We start from the raw sequence: 15,734 nt of genomic DNA on the forward strand, positions 1-15,734 counted from the left end.
CTGAACACCAGGCGGCTTTTTTAAGTAGATGATTTCACTTTTGATTGATACGGTAAATCAAGTTTGACAATGTCCTCATATGTTTCACGCTCAACCACAAGCTGCGCTTCCCCGTCTTCTACAAAAACAACAGCTGGGCGCGGGATACGGTTATAGTTGTTTGACATACTATAGCCGTAAGCTCCGGTACAAAAGACAGCTAATAAATCCCCTTGTGATAATTCTGGCAGATCGATATCCCAAATGAGCATATCTCCGCTTTCACAGCATTTACCGGCAATTGAAACCGTTTGATCATGCGTTTGGCTCATTTTGTTGGCACTTGCGGCTTCATATTTCGCTTGATATAAAGCTGGACGAATGTTATCACTCATTCCGCCATCTATCGCCACATAATCGCGGATGCCAGGTACATGTTTTGATGATCCGATCGTATAAAGAGTCGTCCCTGCATCTCCTACAAGAGAACGGCCTGGTTCTATCCAAATCTCTGGCATATCAAACTCATAGCGGGCAACGTTCTCTTTCACAGCTTGGATAATTTTCTCGACATATTCTGTTGCAGGAAGTGGTTCATCCTCTTCTGTATAACGAATCCCAAAACCGCCGCCTAAGTTTAATACTGTAGAAATAAAACCAAATGATTCTCTCCATTCATCCAGCTTCAAAAAGATTTTATCTGCTGCAAGGACAAAACCAGCCGTATCAAAAATTTGTGAACCGATATGACAATGGACTCCTAAAAGCTCGATGACTTCTGATCCAAGCACTTGTTTCACCGCTTCATCTGCTTGTCCATTGTGAAGATCAAAGCCAAATTTTGAATCCTCTTGACCTGTCGTAATGTAATCATGCGTATGCGCTTCGACACCAGGCGTGATGCGGAGCAATACTTTTACTTTTTTTGACAGCTCTTGACCAAGCTGTTCAATGAGCTTCATTTCATAGAAATTATCCACAACAATACAGCCGATCCCATGCTCTAAAGCCATTTTTAATTCTTCTCTGCTTTTATTATTGCCATGGAAATGAATTTTTTCTACTGGGAATCCAGCGCAAATGGCTGTGTGAAGCTCACCGCCTGATACGACATCAAGAGATAATCCTTCTTCTTTGGCAAGCTGAAACATAGCGATGGAGGAAAATGCTTTACTCGCATATGCTACCTGCGCCGTTAATTCTTCTTCTATAAACGCTTTTTGAAAGCTTTTTGCGCGCTCCCGTATTAAAGCCACATCATATACATAAAGTGGTGTCCCATACGTTTCAGCTAAAGAAACGGCATCAACACCACCAATTTCTAAATGACCGAGTTCATTTTGTCTGCAAGTGCCGTGTAAATACAATGTCATTCCCTCTTTCTCCGCTTCGGCTGAAAAAAGGCAGCTGCGTGAGCTGCCTTTTGCCGTGTCTCAAAGTTAAAAATACAATATCACAATCTTCAGCCACTTTCAATGAGCGTTAAGAATTTGGCGGAATTTTTGATCTGTTTTGAGGGTGAACGATGCTCGGCCTTACTTTTGAGCCAGGAACAGACGTCCGAATTAGCACTTGCCACAAAGCCTTCCCATTAAAAGGAATGAACGGCCACATATAAGGCGTCTGCAATGAACGAATGGATGTTAAATAAATGATTAACAACGTAAAACCAATGATGAGTCCATTCAGCTTAAAGATCGCTACTAGTGCTAGGATGATGAGCCTTACAATCTTATTGGCGACACTCAGTTCATAGCTTGGCGTTGTAAAGGTACCGATCGCTGCCAGCGAGACGTATAAGATGACCTCTGGTGTAAATAAACCAACATCAATGGCGATTTGTCCAATTAAAACAGCCGCGATCAGCCCCATGGCGGTCGACAATGCGGTTGGCGTATGAATCGCAGCCATCCTTAAAAATTCCACCCCGAAATCAGCAAGAAATACTTGGAGAATCACAGGGATATGAGAAGGTTTGTTAAATCCAATATAGCTTAAATTGTCTGGCAGGAGATTTGGTTCGAGGATAAAAAGAAACCAAATCGGCAAAAGAAAGGTAGAACATAAAATGCCTAAAAAGCGTACCCATCTTAAGAATGTACCAACGGCAGGTGCCTGGCGGTATTCTTCTGCATGCTGAACGTGGTGAAAAATAGTGGTTGGTGTAATGATGACACTAGGGGATGTATCCGTAATGATGATGACATGCCCTTCTAATATGTGGTTAGCGGCGACATCTGGACGCTCGGTGTAACGCACTAGCGGAAAGGGATTATATCCTTGCTTAATAATAAATTCTTCAATCGTTTTATCAGACATCGTCAGCCCATCGACTTTGATTCCTGATACTTCTTTTTCTATAATATCTACTAAGTCAGGGTCTGCAATATCTTCAATATAGCAAACACAGACATCCGCTTTTGAACGTTCGCCTACTTTGAGCATTTTGTATCGCAGCTTTTCATCCCGTACTCTTCTTCGAATCAGCGCTGTGTTTACAATAATGTTTTCAACAAAGCCGTCCCTTGCTCCCCGGACCACCTTTTCTGTATCCGGCTCCTCAGGCATTCTGCCAGGATAGCTTCTAACATCAATGATAAAGGCGTAGTTTTCACCTTCTACAACGACTGCTACAAGCCCAGACAGTACTTGATCCACTGCTTCATCCAGCGTTTCTACCTTGGACACCTGCTGATTGACAAGGCGGTTCTCGACTACATGTGCAAGATCATCTGATTCAGGTTCGTTGTCATTGATTTCGATTAGCTCTTTTAATAAGTAGATGACATACTGTGTATCACACAATCCGTTTACATAGTAAAGCTGGATTTCCTGATCGTGTATATAAATTTTCCGAACACCAAGGTCAAAGCTGAGACCCATCCCGACATTTTCCTTGAAGTAATCTTCATTTTTCTTCGGGTCTCGGTACACGTTTACCTTGTCTTTCTTCATGGTAACCACTCCTTTCTAGTATTAATTCCACTGCTTTCATCGTGATTGGAGATCCCTTGCTCAGATCATCTTTTCGTCCCATCTTGCCAATATCTCCAATCCCGACAACTAACGGAAGGTTGAGGGAGTCAAGGCAATACACTGTATCCCCGCTCATTTTATGGGGCTCCATTTCGGGAAGACCGTGTTTGTCGACACCATATTCTGTCAGTTCACCTTCCCGGTCAATCGAGACATGAACCTTTGTCCATTCTGCTTGATGCGTCTTGGATGCAACTGCGATCGCACCAATAACTTCGATTTCAGGGTGGCGCGCCACATGTTTCATCGCCGTCTCCCCTGTTCCTTCACCTGTCAGACCAGAATCATCAAACATCACAAAGACTGGATCATACGGCGTTTTTAAAATCATCTGAACAAGTTCAGGTCCTGTCCGTTTGCTTGGATTTCCTTTTGAGCTGGAAATACATCGTCCGCCGACGTTTTTAGCAGCAAGCTCTATAGTTTTGGCAGCATATATATCTCCGTCTGTCACTAAAATGACTTTCCGTCTTTGCCCCATATTCGGTTATCCTTTCGGTTTAAAGATAAGTGCGACAATAAATGAGAATAAAATCGCAGCTGATATTCCAGCAGAGGTTAATTCAAAAATACCGATACCGATGCCGATGAATCCATGTACATCTGCCTGATGCATTGCCCCATGAAGCAAGCTATGACCAAAGCTGACGATTGGTACGGTGGCGCCCGCACCTGCAAATTCAATAAATTTATCATAAATACCGAATCCATCTAAAATGGTACCCGCTACAACAAAAGTAGTCATGACATGTGCAGGCGTGAGTTTAAGTACGTCTAGTAAAAGCTGGCCAATGACGCAAATAAGTCCGCCTGCCACAAAAGCGATAAGATAATCCATTAGCTCTCTCCTCCTGCACGCTCAAATACGACACCGTGCGCAATGGTTGGAATGGTCTCTTTTTGCTGAACCATCATCGGGCTGAGTAACGCCCCGGTTGCCACAACAAGTACTCTTTGCAAATTCCCTGCTTTCATTTCTTGAAAAATATGACTAAATGTCACAATAGCTGAACAAGCACAGCCGCTGCCTCCTGCGAATACGTTTTGGTCGGGTGTATAGATAATTAAACCGCAATCATCGTGCTTTCGCCCAAGCTGAATGCCGTCTTCTTTCAGAAGATCCTTTAAGATCGGTGAACCAATGCCTGATAAATCACCAGTTAAAATCAGATCGTAATCATCTACTGTTCTTCCTAAGTCTTCTAAATGCTGCTTGATGGTGTCTGCCGCTGCCGGTGCCATGGCCGATCCCATATCAAATGGATCTGTAATGCCAAGATCCATGACCCTGCCTACTGTTGCGCTTGTAATTTGAATGTCAGAGATTTCTTGGCTGATAATAACGGCTCCGCTTCCTGTCACTGTACTTGTTGCTGTATCGGGCTTTTGTCCGCCGTATTCTGTCGGATTACGAAATTGGCGTTCTGCCGTCGCATTATGGCTGCTTGTCGCTGCAATGGCTCTATTTGCAAAACCGCCATCAATGAGCGCTGACGCAATGGCAACCGATTCCATTGAAGTCGAGCATGCCCCAAACAAGCAAAGAAACGGGATCTTCAGCTCTCTTGCCACATAGTTTGCAGTGACGTTCTGATTGAGTAAATCTCCAGCCAGCAACAGGTCAATATCGCTTTTTTGCAAATTTGCTTTTGATAAAGCGGTTGATATCGCATCATCCATGAGCTTCCTTTCAGCCATTTCCCAATTCTTTTGATCACAGTGCATTTCATCGTACGTTTTATCAATTAAATGGCCAATCGGGCCTTCTTTTTCTTTCGGTCCTGCAGCAGTTCCTTCTGCATTGACATAAAGCTTGTGCTCAAATACCCAAGATTGTTTACCTGTTAGTTTCACCTTTCATTCCTCCTACGAAAACATCTTTTCAAAGACGTATCGAATGATCCCTACGACATATGCGGAAACGACACCAAACACAATGACGTTCCCAGCGAGTTTAAACATATTTGTGGCAACACCTAAAACAAGCCCTTCACTTTTATGCTCAAGGGCAGCACTTGTCATACTGTTAGCAAAGCCTGTCACTGGTACAGCTGATCCGGCTCCAGCAAACTGGCCGATTCTATCGTAAATACCGATACCCGTTAATAGAGAAGAAATTAAAATGAGGGTTGCCACCGTCGGATTCCCTGCTGTCTTTTCGTTAAAATCAAAAAAATGGATATAGAAATTTTGCAGCCCCTCACCTATCAGACAGATTAAGCCGCCAACTAAAAACGCCTTGATGCAGTTGATGACATAAGGAGGTTTGGGCTGATACGTTTTCACCTTAGATGGATAGTTCTCTTTTAAACTCGACACGTGTTGTTCCCTCCAATTTCTTAAATATAAATAAGCCAATGAAATAGTGAACCAAATACCTTTCCTAAGACGATGGCCATGAGCAGCAAAACAATTTTCCCGTCCATTCCAATTCTTTTCGTTAATATAGGAAGTACATTTAATACTTCAGTGAGTGCAGCTGCAAGCATGCCGACAAAGATACCTGATAAAAGACCGACCGGCAGTGCCAGCCATTTGGTTAAATGCAGATGTATTTGACTTAAGGTGGCCCAGCCGCCAACGACCGCCCCGCTAATGACAGCCGCCTCGTACCCTTGTATGAAGCGCTGCGTTTTGGTTAATTGCATTAAGCGGGGAATGATGCCAAGCACTGTAAGAAATGCCACAAATCCTGCTCCGACCGTTAAACCGCCGCCAAGTCCAACGAGTACGACAAACAGCCATTTACCGATCATGGATATCTTTCAATGTTTCTTTATTTTCGTTGAGTGCGACGTAATGATCGAGATCAAGCTGATATTTAAACATTTCCACCTCGAGCGGACTTGGTTCTTCATTTAAACGCTTTTTAAATACATGATTGAAAAACAAAATCATGCCAAAGCCGAGTCCAAAGCTATATGGAATTTGTAATAAATACGGATGCTCAACCGTTTTTCCAGTGATCATTTCATATAGACGGATATGAACGAGCCGCATACTGACATCCTCGTGGAAATTCATAATGGCAAGGGCCGCTCCGACAAATAATAAGAGCCATACAAACACAAATAAAACGGGAGAAAGCTGGCGTTTGCCTGTATCAATTTCAACAATAGCTTCAGAGCCGCCGACGGTTTGAATGTCGATATCCGGCCACGTTTTTTTGATCGTTTTGACGACATGCATGATATCAAGTACGGCGATGTGACGATCCTTTTTGCTGACATGATACACCGGCATTTTGCTAAGCTTTTGCACAGCAAACTCATCACCAGTGATTTGGGCGATATCCTCTAAATAAATGAGCTGATCAATACCAGTTTTGATTCGATGGCGCAGCCGAATAAAGATTTGTCCGTCCATCCAAGTCACTTCCTATACGATGGGTTAAAAATAGTATGTGGTGAAAAATGGTTCTCATACTGATAGAACTTGATTTACCGGTAATTACCACACAAAAAAAGCCAGCCGAATTGGCTAGCTGTCTTTTTGATCCATTTGCATTTGGATTTGTTTTAAAATTTTCTTTTCAAGCCGTGAGACTTGTACTTGTGAAATGCCAAGTCTTTCTGCAACCTCAGATTGTGTCTGATCTTTATAATACCTTAAATACACAATGAGTTTTTCCCGTTCTTCTAATTCCTTGATCGCTTCTTTCAGTGCGATTTTGTCAAACCATCTTTCCTCAGAATGATCAGCAATTTGATCAAGCAATGTAATCGGATCCCCATCATTTTCATACACCGTTTCATGAATGGATGATGGGGAGCGCACCGCTTCTTGGGCGAGGACGACATCCTCTGGTGTGATATCAAGATATTCAGCAATTTCCTGAACGGTCGGCATTCTTCCATGAGACTTAGACAATTCATCCCTTGCCCGCCGAATTTTATTTCCGAGTTCCTTTAGTGACCGGCTGACTTTGACCGTTCCATCATCCCGAATGAATCGTTGAATTTCACCAATGATCATAGGAACGGCGTACGTTGAAAACTTTACATCATATGACAAATCAAATTTATCAACAGATTTCAGCAGTCCAATACAGCCAATCTGAAACAGATCATCTGGTTCATATCCCCTATTTAAAAAGCGCTGAACAACGGACCAAACAAGACGCATGTTTTTTTCTACGAGGAGGTCTCTTGCTTGCTGATCACCGTCTTGGCTTTTTTTGATGAGCTCTTTGACTTCATCATTTGACAGCTGGGCTTTTTTAGCTTGCTTTTTTACCTCCACATCCATATGAGCAGCTCCTTTAATTACAAAGCGCTTTGCTTTTTGATAGATGCTTTGTTAAACGGATGGTCGTGCCCATTTCTGGTGATGAGTCCACCATGACATCATCCATAAAATTCTCCATGATGGTAAAGCCCATTCCAGAGCGCTCTAAGTCTGGTTTTGTTGTAAAAAGCGGCTGTCTTGCTTCCTCAAGATCTGTAATACCCATACCTTCGTCACGAATGGTAAGATAAACGACATGGTCATCTAGCGTGACATGGATATGCACCTTTCCATCTGGATTCCCATCATAGCCATGGATGATGGAGTTTGTCACTGCCTCAGATACAACGGTCTTGATTTCTGTTAATTCATCTAAAGTCGGGTCAAGCTGAGCGATAAACGCCGCGACTGTCACCCTTGCAAACGATTCATTCTGGCTTAATGCCGAAAAAGTCAGGTTCATTTCATTTCTCATGATGCCACCCCCAATGTTTGCAAAGCCGTTTGCTCAGAAGGCTCCATCCGAATGATTTTAAACAAACCAGACATATCAAATAACCGGTTCACCGCTGGCGAGATGGCACAGACGACCATTTCCCCGCCAAGCTGCTTAATTTCTTTATATCTTCCTAAAATCACTCCGAGTCCAGAGCTGTCCATAAACGATAAATCAGCCAGATTCAGCACAATGTGGCGAATGTCCTCTGTTTCCAAATAATTCGTCACCTTTTGTCTCAATGTTTCTGCGGAGTGATGATCGAGCTCTCCTGTTAACCGAATGCAAAGTACACTCTCTTTTACTTGAAAATCAATACCAAGGCTCATTTTTTTATTCCTCCTTGCTCTAATTTCGGATAAAGAATGTTTCTCTTTTATATGAAGTAAATCCTTCACCATGACAAAACTAGTGACCATTCGTCACATTTAGATGTTCTTTTCTTTTCTCATAGCAAAAAGACTGCCAATTACAGCAGCCTTTCGCCTTTTATTTCCATTTCACAAAATCAGCCATTGCTCGTTTGAAGAAAGTCCAAACGCCTGCCTTTTCCATTCCTTCTTTTGCTTCTACAGGGCTTTCATGCAGCACTTTTCCGTCTTTTTTCAAGACGATCGTACCAAGTTCCGTTCCTTTTGAAAATGGAGCTTTGACATCATGAGACAATTTGATTTCTTTTTTGATCTGATCCACATTTTCGCCTTTTTTCGTTAAAAGGGATATCGGTTCAGAAGTAACGAGCTGAATGTTTTTCTTTTTCCCTTTGCTCACTTTGACCTCCGCCACATCTTGCCCTCTTTTGTAAAGCGGATGAGTCGTATATTGACTAAATGCGTAATCTAACATTTTGACTACCTGAGCATTTCTGTCTTTCGGAGTGCTTGCGCCAAAGACAACCGCAATGACGCGCATGTTGCCTTTTTTAGCAGATGCAGTTAAACAGTATTTCGCTTCACCTGTAAAACCGGTTTTTACCCCATCGACCCCTGGATAAAATTTAATCAGACGGTTTGTGTTGACAAGCCAGAATTTTTTATCTGTGTTTTGCCGTAAATAGTCTTCGTAGACACCTGTGAATTTGGTGATTTGTTCATATTTCAACAGCTCTTTTGCCATTTTTGCCATATCGTGAGCTGTGCTGTAATGGTCTTTTTCAGGAAGTCCTGTTGGGTTTTGAAAGACCGTTGAGGTGAGGCCAAGCTCTTTCGCCCTTTTGTTCATCTGCTCAACGAACTGTTCTTCAGATCCTGCAATATGCTCTGCCATGGCAACTGAAGCATCATTTCCTGACGCAATCGCAATGCCTTTCAGCATTTCTTTCACGGTCATTTCTTCTCCTGGTTCAAGGAAGATTTGTGAGCCTCCCATGGACGCTGCATAGTCGCTCGTTCTGACCTTGTCTGTCATTTTTAGTTTACCCTGATCAATGGCTTCCATGATGAGAAGCATCGTCATGATTTTGGTCATACTTGCGGGTGCAAGCTTTTCATCGCTGTTTTTATTGTAAAGCACCTTTCCCGTGTCTCGTTCTATTAAGATCGCTGATTTGGCTTCGTGTGCCAATTCTGATGTTTGTTTTTCTCCTGGTTTTTCAATCTTTTCTTTTGCTATCGCTGATGGTGAAACCATTGAGATAAGGATCATTAAAATAAACAATGCACATATATGACGTTTCAAGTGGCAGACCTCCATTATCGTAATCCTTTCTATTTTTTCCTCATATAGGCTGTTTTATTCAGAGATCGTATGATTGCAAATAAAAAAAACCTTCTGCTTGGGTAGCAGAAGGCTTCTGGACACATGCTATGAAAGTTGTTTGACAATGTCTTTTACTAAATCAAGAAAACTTGCTTTCACTTTTTCCGTTACTTCGATCACTTCATCATGAGACAGCGGCTGATCCAAAATACCAGATGCCGCATTGGAAATGCATGAAATGCCAAGTACTTTGATTCCCGCATGACGCGCAACAATGACTTCTGGAACAGTCGACATTCCGACCGCATCTGCTCCAAGTGTTCTTAAGAAACGAACTTCAGCAGGTGTTTCATATGAAGGCCCTGTCATCCCTGCATAAACCCCTTGCTGTACAGATATACCTAAACGCTGGGCTGTTTCTTCTGCAAGTGCCATTAGTTCTTTATCGTACGGTGCAGACATATCAGGGAAGCGAACGCCTTGACTGTCATTTGGGCCAATTAATGGATTGGTTCCCATCATATTGATATGATCTGTGATCAGCATGAGATCTCCTGGGCGGAATGACGTATTCACACCGCCGGCTGCATTTGTGACAATGCATGTGTCAATGCCAATTTCTTTCATCACACGGACAGGAAACGTCACTTGCTTCATATCATATCCTTCATAGAAATGAAAACGTCCTTGCATAGCGCAAACGACAGTGCCTTTCAGCGTTCCGATCACGAGCTGCCCTGCATGTCCCTCTACTGTTGAAACAGGGAATCCAGGAATATCTTCATATTTTATTTTGATTGGATTTTCAATCTCATCTGCTAAAATGCCAAGTCCTGATCCTAAAATGAGCCCAACTGTTGGTACATATGTCGATGCTTGTTTAATGTATGCCGCCGCTTCTGAAAACTGTGCTCCCACGAAATTTCCCCCTATTTGAGTTTAGATAAAAAGCTTGTTCCGTATTTTGGCATCGTTGTCTTGAAATTATCTGCAACGGTTGCCCCAAGATCAGCAAACGTTTTTGCTGTTGGCAGTTCATTTGCTTCCTGATGCTTTTTGCTGTAAGCAATGAGCGGAACATATTCTCTTGTATGATCTGTTCCGTGATGAACTGGGTCATTACCATGATCTGCTGTGATCACAAGAAGGTCATCCTCTTTCAACAGGTCAAACACTTCAGGAAGACGTGCATCAAATTCCTCTAGTGCTTTTCCATAACCCTCTGGATCTCTTCTATGTCCGTAAAGAGCGTCAAAATCAACAAGGTTTAAAAAGCTGAGTCCTGTAAAGTCTGTTTTAAGTGTATCGACCAGCTTGTCCATTCCATCCATGTTTGATTTTGTTCTAAGAGATGATGTGATACCCTCGCCGTCATAAATATCAGAAATTTTTCCGATCGCAATGACATCGAGTCCATCATCTTTCAGTTCATTCATGACTGTACGGTCAAATGGTTTTAACGCATAGTCATGACGGTTTGGCGTTCTAACAAATGCGCCAGGCTCTCCGACAAACGGACGAGCGATAATCCGACCAACCATATATTTTTCATCTAATGTGAGTTCACGGGCAATTTCACAAATACGATAAAGTTCATCTAATGGCACAACTTCTTCGTGCGCAGCAATTTGCAGCACAGAATCCGCAGATGTATAAACAATTAAATCGCCTGTTTTCATGTGCTCTTCGCCAAGCTCATCTAAAATTTCCGTACCAGACGCAGGTTTATTTCCAATAATACCTCGGCCTGTTTTTTCTTTTAGTTCATTTAATAGTTCATCTGGGAATCCTTCTGGAAAGACTTTGAACGGTGTGTCTATGTAAAGACCCATGATTTCCCAGTGTCCTGTCATTGTGTCTTTACCGTTTGATGCTTCTTGCATTTTTCCATAATACGCAAGCGGTTTTTCATCCGCTGGAATTCCTTTGATTTCTTTAATATGACTCAGCCCAAGCTTCGCCATATTCGGCATATGAAGCCCGTTCATTTTTTCAGCAATATGTCCAAGTGTATCTGCACCTACATCATTAAAATCAGCAGCATCTGGTGCTTCCCCAATTCCTACTGAATCCATGACGACGAGGAAAATACGTTTATACTGATAATCAGGCATTAAAAAGCGCCTCCTTCAATATTCTTGTCTTTTGACCTTACAAACAGTGAGAGGTCAGACATCTCAAGTATAAACCGTTTACAAGCCAGTTGACAACCATAAACGGTGTAAACATGAAAAAGCATGACACCCGTTCACTGTGTCATGCTTTACTTATGCCCTTGGATGGAATTTGTGATACACATCTTTCAGTCTTGTTTTCGTCACATGTGTATAAATTTGTGTTGTCGAGATATCGGCATGTCCGAGCATTTCCTGTACAGCTCTTAAGTCCGCACCGTTTTCAAGCAGGTGTGTAGCAAATGAATGTCTGAGCGTATGAGGCGTCAGTTCCTTTTGAATCCCTGCTTCGATGGCTCGTTTTTTCAAGTTCTTCCAGAAGCCTTGACGCGACATTTTTTTTCCATGATGATTGAGAAATAGGGCATCGGACGGCTGTTTTTTTAACAGCTTGCTTCTTCCCTTTTCGATATATTCTTCAATTGCGCTTGCAGCAGCTTCACCGATTGGCACAATACGCTCTTTTCTTCCTTTTCCAAAACAGCGGACAAAGCCCATTGTGAGGTGAACATCGGCAAGGGTCAGATCCAGCATTTCACTGACGCGAATCCCCGTTGCATATAAGAGCTCAAGCATTGCTTTGTCTCGGTAGTCAAAGGGAGTGTGCTGATTTGGTGTATCAAGCAGCTTTTCGACCTCCCCTAATGATAAAACTTTCGGTAAAGTCCGCTCTGTTTTTTGCGTTTCAATGTTCCATGACGGGTCATTCGTTGTCACTTTTTCCCGAAGCAGAAATTGATGAAAGGAACGGATCGATGATAGATGCCGTACAGACGTTTTACTCGATTTCCCTTCCTCTTTTAGCTGCTTTAAATAATGAATGATATGCAGACGCGTGACATCGCTAATATCCGTCAGCTGTTCATGTGTCATTAAAAAAGACAAGTAGTTCTGTAAATCTCTTTTATAAGAAACAATGGTATTTTCAGAGAGTCCTCTCTCTACGGTCATAAAATGAATAAAGTCGGATAATTGATCGTTCAATGATTTCTACTCCCCGTTTTGATAAAAATAAATCAATCGGTCTTGCCAATTTTCTTGGTTCGGCTGATCCATTTCCATCACTTTAATTGCTGCACCCTCTGGTTTATCATAACGATGGTAGCTTTCATATTCTGAATTTATCCATATCATAGCATAATAGAACAGGACGGTAAAACCAGTGAACAAGATAAATACTTTGATCACTTCACCTGTTGTTTTGAGCCATTTTCGCATAAACTTCAAGTCCTTTCTCACCTTCTCATTACTTCAGCATATGCCAGGTGGGACAAGGAATATACAGCGAAAATGCAAAAAACCTCTTCATCTTAAATGAAAAGGTTCCAATTCGGATTATTTGCCGGATTCATCATCATGACACCGGTGGCAAATACCATGGAATGTCAATCTATGATCCTTAATTTTAAATTTCCAGTCACGTTCAATAATCTCTTCGACATCTTCTAATAAATCATCTTCTATCTCATCGACTGTTCCGCATTCCATGCAGACAAGATGATGATGGAAGTGAGCGGCTCCTTCTTTGCGAAGATCATATCGCGAAACGCCGTCTCCAAAGTTAATTTTATCAACAACTTTCAGTTCAGTGAGCAATTCTAACGTCCGATAAACAGTAGCAAGACCAATTTCAGGAGACTTCTCTTTTACGAGGAGGTATACATCTTCTGCACTTAAATGGTCTTCTTCATTCTCAAGCAGTACTCTTACTGTGGCTTCACGCTGTGGCGTGAGCTTGTAGCTGGAAGAATGAAGCTGCTTCTTAATTCGATCAATCCTATTTTCCATTGACTTTCCCTCCTACGCCACATTACTTGATCATTATATCAAATGATGTGCTGAGAGCCAACTATAATCATTTTAAATTGATAAATAAATTGATTATTAATTAATAACAATTATAAAAGAACACCTGCCAGCTTTTTCATCAGCATGAATGATATGTACGATTCAAAAAAAGACGACAGTGCAGCAAGCGCTAAAATCATCAGCAGAACAGATGCATACCGGCCAAACCACTGGACGGGTGCTTGACTGATGGTTTTTTTCATGAAGAGCTGTCCAATGAGCCGGATGGAAAACGCAATCGCACAAGTGCCAATCACTAAATAGGCTGGAATGAGCAAAATGTTTTGCGGAAGCACCGATACAAACGAGAGAAAAAATCCACTCAGCCCCATTTGATTCACGAGAAAACCAACAGTAAACCCAACAACAATTCCTTTTAAAAAGATCATGAGAAAGATGAGCGGCAGACCAACGATGGAGATTCCAAGTATCCACATAAGGCCTAAATATTTCATATGATGCAGGAAGCTTTGTAAAAACATTTCTTTTGATTCTGCTGCTTTCTCATTTGTCAGCTGACCAAAAAATTGATTTAAATAATAGAATAAATCCTCTTTCTGGCTGAATGTCATGCTATTGACAATAATCGCCCCGAAGATCACACCCATTAAAAAGAGTACAGAGACAAATAAATAAATCGAGAGATGATCTTTTACGTGCTGAAGAAGATGCTCCTTCCAAGACTTTTTCCGCATGTGTCTTCCTCCCAAATAGTAAGGTTACTAGATTCTATGAGAGAGATTACGAAACATGACAGTTTTATCGAAAGAAAAAAGAGAAAGCAGCCTGCTCACTGCTTTCTCTTTTTCATTTATCGAGCGGCTTTTTGTACGTTCACAAGCCCGGCACCGTAATAAAAAGGTTCTCCAAGCTTTGTCGCCGTTTTTGACAGTCTCTCGCGTACTTCATCGTTTGTCAGATTCGGATGTTTTGATAGAATGACAGCCGCAGCGCCCGCTACATGCGGTGATGCCATTGACGTTCCGCTCATGTAGCCATATTCGTTATGAGGAATGGTGCTCAGCGTTGAAACGCCTGGTGCTGAGACTTCCAGTTCTTCGCCAACAGATGAATCAAAAGCTCTTTGCTTTTTTTGGTCAACAGAGGCAACCGCCATCACGGAGCTGTATTTAGCCGGATAGTCAATCGTATTGAGAGAGCCATAGCTTCCTTCATTCCCTGCAGAAGCCACAATGAGAATCCCTTTATCATACGCTCGATCTACCGCTTCTTTCAGCGCCTCAGATTCACTTGCTCCCCCCATACTAATATTGATGACTTCCATGTCATTCTCAATGGCCCATTCAATCCCTTTTATGATCCAGCTATAGTAGCCGTCACCATTTTCATCTGCCACCTTGACAGCATAGATAGAAGCTTTTGGTGCAACACCCACGACACCTACCTTATTATCTAATGCTGCAATTGTGCCTGCCACATGCGTTCCATGTTTATGCGGATCAACAAACGGATCAGACTCTGCCGGTACAAAGCTCACCCCGCCGGTGACATGTAAATCCTCATGTTTGCCGTCGATGCCGCTGTCAAGAACGGCTACTTTGACATTCTGTCCAGCGTATCCATGTTTATGTACCTTTTGTGCTTTGATGCTTTTGACGCCGTATGGAATCGTTTGAGCGCTTGTTTTTGCTTTTTGGTCTTCCTCGATAAAGGTCACTTCTTTTGCTTCATTCAGTTTCTTTTTCGAAGTCTCATTCAGCGACACTTTCATCATATCTATTTGCTCTATTGATTCTTTCACATGCCCGCCAGCTTCTTCTACAAGCTGTTTTTGTGTTTTGTCTTGAACGGAAGAAGAAAAGCCGATCATGTACTCTTTTTTTGTTTGCTCCTTTGCAGAAATATCTGACGCGCCAAACATGACGGATGTCACAAGCACACTTGCCATACAAAGCCCTGCTCCAAATGACTTGACGTTCACGATACTCACTCTCCCTTTCGTTTCTTTTTGTCATTTAACTACATATTTAGACAAAAAGAAACGACCGTTTGTCCTATTTTTTAAATTTTTCCATTTATTTGATCTAGTTGTCACAAAAAAGCAAAATAAAAATGCTTATGATCCTCTTGATAGTGATCATAAGCATTTCGTCCTTTATGTTTCTTCATCATATGCTGCAAGGCTTCCTGTTTTGTTTTTGTCTTCCTTTCGTGTGTGCTAAAATGCGGCATGTTTCCTCTCGACAGTTCTGGATTTCGGCTCTGCTGCCTTTGGATATGCTCTCGTTTTTTCTTTGCTTTGCTTTTTCCCATTT

20 protein-coding genes are annotated in these 15,734 nt (G+C 42.1%); all 20 read right to left on the minus strand.

Annotation, left to right across the window (positions count from 1 at the left end; all coding sequences use genetic code 11):
- Positions 1-20: 20 nt before the first annotated feature.
- The 20 genes from lysA to MHB66_RS11045 all read right to left on the minus strand — a co-directional run bounded on the left by lysA (position 21) and on the right by MHB66_RS11045 (position 15,732).
- A complete protein-coding gene (gene lysA / locus MHB66_RS10950; RefSeq protein ID WP_034280367.1) occupies positions 21-1,346 on the minus strand; it encodes a diaminopimelate decarboxylase in 1,326 nt (441 codons plus the stop codon).
- 115 nt (positions 1,347-1,461) lie between these two features.
- Complete coding sequence (locus tag MHB66_RS10955) at positions 1,462-2,943, minus strand: spore germination protein (protein WP_087975842.1); 1,482 nt, start codon at positions 2,941-2,943, stop codon at positions 1,462-1,464.
- Positions 2,888-3,496: a stage V sporulation protein AE gene (locus MHB66_RS10960; RefSeq protein WP_046311665.1), complete on the minus strand. Its 609-nt coding sequence runs from the start codon at positions 3,494-3,496 to the stop codon at positions 2,888-2,890. The genes MHB66_RS10955 and MHB66_RS10960 overlap by 56 nt, the downstream gene beginning before the upstream one ends.
- Before the next feature lie 6 nt (positions 3,497-3,502).
- A complete protein-coding gene (gene spoVAE / locus MHB66_RS10965; RefSeq protein ID WP_024422860.1) occupies positions 3,503-3,853 on the minus strand; it encodes a stage V sporulation protein AE in 351 nt (116 codons plus the stop codon).
- Positions 3,853-4,869 carry a stage V sporulation protein AD gene (spoVAD, locus tag MHB66_RS10970; protein ID WP_034280361.1) on the minus strand — a complete coding sequence of 339 codons (1,017 nt, stop codon included), beginning with the start codon at positions 4,867-4,869 and terminating at the stop codon, positions 3,853-3,855. The genes spoVAE and spoVAD overlap by 1 nt, the downstream gene beginning before the upstream one ends.
- A gap of 12 nt (positions 4,870-4,881) precedes the next feature.
- Positions 4,882-5,334 (minus strand): stage V sporulation protein AC, encoded by a 453-nt coding sequence (gene spoVAC / locus MHB66_RS10975; RefSeq protein ID WP_034280360.1) that lies wholly within the window; start codon positions 5,332-5,334, stop codon positions 4,882-4,884.
- Positions 5,335-5,354: 20 nt separating this feature from the next.
- Positions 5,355-5,771, minus strand: coding sequence for a stage V sporulation protein AB (locus MHB66_RS10980; RefSeq protein ID WP_034280358.1), 417 nt, complete (start codon positions 5,769-5,771; stop codon positions 5,355-5,357).
- Positions 5,761-6,381: a stage V sporulation protein AA gene (locus tag MHB66_RS10985; RefSeq protein WP_024422863.1), complete on the minus strand. Its 621-nt coding sequence runs from the start codon at positions 6,379-6,381 to the stop codon at positions 5,761-5,763. The genes MHB66_RS10980 and MHB66_RS10985 overlap by 11 nt, the downstream gene beginning before the upstream one ends.
- 114 nt (positions 6,382-6,495) lie before the next feature.
- Positions 6,496-7,263: an RNA polymerase sporulation sigma factor SigF gene (sigF, locus tag MHB66_RS10990; RefSeq protein WP_024422864.1), complete on the minus strand. Its 768-nt coding sequence runs from the start codon at positions 7,261-7,263 to the stop codon at positions 6,496-6,498.
- 13 nt (positions 7,264-7,276) lie between these two features.
- Entirely contained in the window at positions 7,277-7,717 is a 441-nt protein-coding gene (gene spoIIAB / locus MHB66_RS10995; protein ID WP_024422865.1) for an anti-sigma F factor, read from the minus strand.
- Positions 7,714-8,067 (minus strand): anti-sigma F factor antagonist, encoded by a 354-nt coding sequence (gene spoIIAA / locus MHB66_RS11000; protein ID WP_024422866.1) that lies wholly within the window; start codon positions 8,065-8,067, stop codon positions 7,714-7,716. The genes spoIIAB and spoIIAA overlap by 4 nt, the downstream gene beginning before the upstream one ends.
- Positions 8,068-8,227: 160 nt before the next feature.
- The gene (locus tag MHB66_RS11005; protein ID WP_034280356.1) at positions 8,228-9,415 is read right to left on the minus strand and encodes a D-alanyl-D-alanine carboxypeptidase family protein; all 1,188 of its coding nucleotides are present in this window, start codon (positions 9,413-9,415) and stop codon (positions 8,228-8,230) included.
- A gap of 126 nt (positions 9,416-9,541) precedes the next feature.
- Positions 9,542-10,354: a purine-nucleoside phosphorylase gene (locus MHB66_RS11010; protein ID WP_046311669.1), complete on the minus strand. Its 813-nt coding sequence runs from the start codon at positions 10,352-10,354 to the stop codon at positions 9,542-9,544.
- Positions 10,355-10,365: 11 nt separating this feature from the next.
- Positions 10,366-11,550, minus strand: coding sequence for a phosphopentomutase (gene deoB, locus MHB66_RS11015; RefSeq protein WP_041117869.1), 1,185 nt, complete (start codon positions 11,548-11,550; stop codon positions 10,366-10,368).
- Positions 11,551-11,703: 153 nt separating this feature from the next.
- Positions 11,704-12,594, minus strand: coding sequence for a site-specific tyrosine recombinase XerD (gene xerD, locus MHB66_RS11020; RefSeq protein ID WP_041117871.1), 891 nt, complete (start codon positions 12,592-12,594; stop codon positions 11,704-11,706).
- Positions 12,595-12,600: 6 nt separating this feature from the next.
- Positions 12,601-12,828: a YqzK family protein gene (locus MHB66_RS11025; RefSeq protein ID WP_034280782.1), complete on the minus strand. Its 228-nt coding sequence runs from the start codon at positions 12,826-12,828 to the stop codon at positions 12,601-12,603.
- Positions 12,829-12,945: 117 nt separating this feature from the next.
- Complete coding sequence (gene fur, locus MHB66_RS11030; RefSeq protein ID WP_003215577.1) at positions 12,946-13,398, minus strand: ferric iron uptake transcriptional regulator; 453 nt, start codon at positions 13,396-13,398, stop codon at positions 12,946-12,948.
- Positions 13,399-13,508: 110 nt separating this feature from the next.
- On the minus strand, positions 13,509-14,153 hold the full coding sequence (gene spoIIM / locus MHB66_RS11035) for a stage II sporulation protein M (protein WP_024422873.1): 645 nt from the start codon (positions 14,151-14,153) through the stop codon (positions 13,509-13,511).
- Positions 14,154-14,269: 116 nt separating this feature from the next.
- Complete coding sequence (locus MHB66_RS11040) at positions 14,270-15,400, minus strand: S8 family peptidase (protein WP_080943459.1); 1,131 nt, start codon at positions 15,398-15,400, stop codon at positions 14,270-14,272.
- Between the two features lie 110 nt (positions 15,401-15,510).
- Entirely contained in the window at positions 15,511-15,732 is a 222-nt protein-coding gene (locus tag MHB66_RS11045; RefSeq protein WP_034280349.1) for a hypothetical protein, read from the minus strand.
- Between the last annotated feature and the right edge of the window lie 2 nt (positions 15,733-15,734).

The sequence above is a fragment of the Bacillus sp. FSL L8-0167 genome (assembly GCF_038630295.1).
Classification (GTDB): Bacteria; Bacillota; Bacilli; order Bacillales; family Bacillaceae; genus Bacillus; species Bacillus safensis.

Excerpts from the sequence above, each read along its gene's own strand:
- MHB66_RS10960 (WP_046311665.1), bottom strand. The coding sequence starts at position 3,496 with ATGGGGCAAAGACGGAAAGTCATTTTAGTGACAGACGGAGATATATAT.
- spoVAE (WP_024422860.1), bottom strand. The coding sequence starts at position 3,853 with ATGGATTATCTTATCGCTTTTGTGGCAGGCGGACTTATTTGCGTCATT.
- MHB66_RS10980 (WP_034280358.1), bottom strand. The coding sequence starts at position 5,771 with ATGATCGGTAAATGGCTGTTTGTCGTACTCGTTGGACTTGGCGGCGGT.
- MHB66_RS10985 (WP_024422863.1), bottom strand. The coding sequence starts at position 6,381 with ATGGACGGACAAATCTTTATTCGGCTGCGCCATCGAATCAAAACTGGT.
- sigF (WP_024422864.1), bottom strand. The coding sequence starts at position 7,263 with ATGGATGTGGAGGTAAAAAAGCAAGCTAAAAAAGCCCAGCTGTCAAAT.
- spoIIAB (WP_024422865.1), bottom strand. The coding sequence starts at position 7,717 with ATGAGAAATGAAATGAACCTGACTTTTTCGGCATTAAGCCAGAATGAA.
- spoIIAA (WP_024422866.1), bottom strand. The coding sequence starts at position 8,067 with ATGAGCCTTGGTATTGATTTTCAAGTAAAAGAGAGTGTACTTTGCATT.
- deoB (WP_041117869.1), bottom strand. The coding sequence starts at position 11,550 with ATGCCTGATTATCAGTATAAACGTATTTTCCTCGTCGTCATGGATTCA.
- MHB66_RS11025 (WP_034280782.1), bottom strand. The coding sequence starts at position 12,828 with ATGCGAAAATGGCTCAAAACAACAGGTGAAGTGATCAAAGTATTTATC.
- fur (WP_003215577.1), bottom strand. The coding sequence starts at position 13,398 with ATGGAAAATAGGATTGATCGAATTAAGAAGCAGCTTCATTCTTCCAGC.
- spoIIM (WP_024422873.1), bottom strand. The coding sequence starts at position 14,153 with ATGCGGAAAAAGTCTTGGAAGGAGCATCTTCTTCAGCACGTAAAAGAT.
- MHB66_RS11045 (WP_034280349.1), bottom strand. The coding sequence starts at position 15,732 with ATGGGAAAAAGCAAAGCAAAGAAAAAACGAGAGCATATCCAAAGGCAG.